This is a genomic window from Aliivibrio sp. 1S175 (assembly GCF_001690985.1).
Classification (GTDB): domain Bacteria; phylum Pseudomonadota; class Gammaproteobacteria; order Enterobacterales; family Vibrionaceae; genus Aliivibrio.
The window spans coordinates 1-1,700 of sequence record NZ_MAJS01000031.1; the positions used below are offsets into that span (position 1 = coordinate 1).

The following is a 1,700-nucleotide window of genomic DNA, read 5'->3' on the forward strand; positions in this document are numbered from 1 at the left end:
AAGGCGTTAAAATTCAGCTAGGTATGTATCGTAGCAAACGTGTTATGCAGGCGTTAGCCCGCTTAGAGGATAATATTAAGTATGGAAGAAAAACATGTGAAATGGTTAGATGATGCTTTAAAAACTCATTCTAGACTTACTGAATCAGTAGTAACAGTATTTGAGAACTTACTTAAAGCTAAAAATATTGATTTCCTTGCGGTCACAGGCCGTACTAAGGATAAGAAAAGTGTTTTAGAAAAAATAGAACGTAAAGGTTATAAAAGACCAGAAGTGCAAATGACTGATTTATCGGGTGTTCGAGTAATTCTCTATTTTGAATCTGACGTAGATAAAGTATCCGAATTAATATCTGAATCTTTTGGGGTCGACTTCGAGAACTCAATGGATAAAAGTAAGGTATTGTCCAAAGATCAAATTGGTTATAGATCAGTGCATTTTGTGTGCACTCTGGGTAGTAAAAGAGCAATACTTCCTGAATATTCAAACCTTACTGATTTAAAATTTGAAGTTCAAGTAAGGACTGTTTTACAGCATGCATGGGCGGAGCTAGCGCATGATAGTAATTATAAGTTTTCAGGTACTTTACCTCCGGAAATAGAACGTAAACTTTATTTGTATGCAGGGATGTTAGAAGTTGCCGACAAGGGGTTTGACGAACTATCTTCACAAATCGATGCTTACAAAGATAGTGTAGATAAAAAGTCAAAAAGTGGTGACTTATCAATAAATATTGATTCAATCAGTGTAAAGAAATTTTTCGATTCATGGGTAAAGGAAAGTGGCATAGAAATAGATTCACAGCCTAAGAATATAAATGATCTAGTAAGAGAGTTGAAAGAATTTAAGGTCCATACATTGTCTGATTTAAAGGATATTATCCCAATAAACTACGAAAAAGTATTTATTGAAATCGGAGAACAATCAAATATCTTAGGAATTATTAGAGATTGGATGCTTATTTCAGATTGGAAGAGATTTCTTGAAAGTGTTCAAATTAGCTGGTGTGTAGACGAAGATTCACTACCTATTCTTCGTCGATTTGTCGTTGGTGAGGATTATAATGAAATGCTTAATAAGCTAGATAGTGTAGGCTCCCTTGAATTGGAAGGATATGGCGAAGACGCAGGCTAACAATCGCATCAACACGATTTTCTACATTCGGCATTCTAGGTTTCTTTGAGTTCACCGTGTTAAGTGGTAAATTCAGCTTAGTTTGCATGGTAGCAAACGTGTTATGCAGGCGTTGTGCGTACTGAGTCCGAAATTTTTTGCACGGTTCATCAAAAGGGCGCGGCTTTCGTAGTTTCGGCTTAGTAAGCGTCCTTTTCTTCTTTGTTGCCTTTTGGTTTTCGTATCATCAGGTTCGGCAAATTAGCCCTTATTTCCCTAAGTTCAGGCGTTTCAGAGGCTAATTTACGCTTCAATTGTTCTTTGGTTATGCCTCATTTTAGTCTGCATCAGTGTTTTCCTCGTAGCATTTTCAATCCCAGTTGTGGCAAGGATATTTGGTTTATCAGTTCCAAACTAGCTGAGACTAAGCCGTTCAAATGGTGTAAAAAATGTATCTGTTTTCCATTTACTTTATCTCGCAATTTAAGAACATTTTGTTCGCTTAATTGCCATCGGTAAATTAGAATCAGGGCTTAGAAAATCTTGGCAGAGCAGTTCTTTACCAAGTTAGCCAAGCCGAAAGTAAG

1 protein-coding gene is annotated in these 1,700 nt (G+C 36.5%); it reads left to right on the forward strand.

Annotated elements, in window-relative coordinates:
• The first annotated feature begins 81 nt into the window (after positions 1 to 81).
• Positions 82 to 1,134, forward strand: coding sequence for a GTP pyrophosphokinase family protein (locus A6E06_RS11335; protein ID WP_065593221.1), 1,053 nt, complete (start codon positions 82 to 84; stop codon positions 1,132 to 1,134).
• Positions 1,135 to 1,700 lie beyond the last annotated feature (566 nt).

Excerpts from the sequence above, each read along its gene's own strand:
- A6E06_RS11335 (WP_065593221.1), top strand. The coding sequence starts at position 82 with ATGGAAGAAAAACATGTGAAATGGTTAGATGATGCTTTAAAAACTCAT.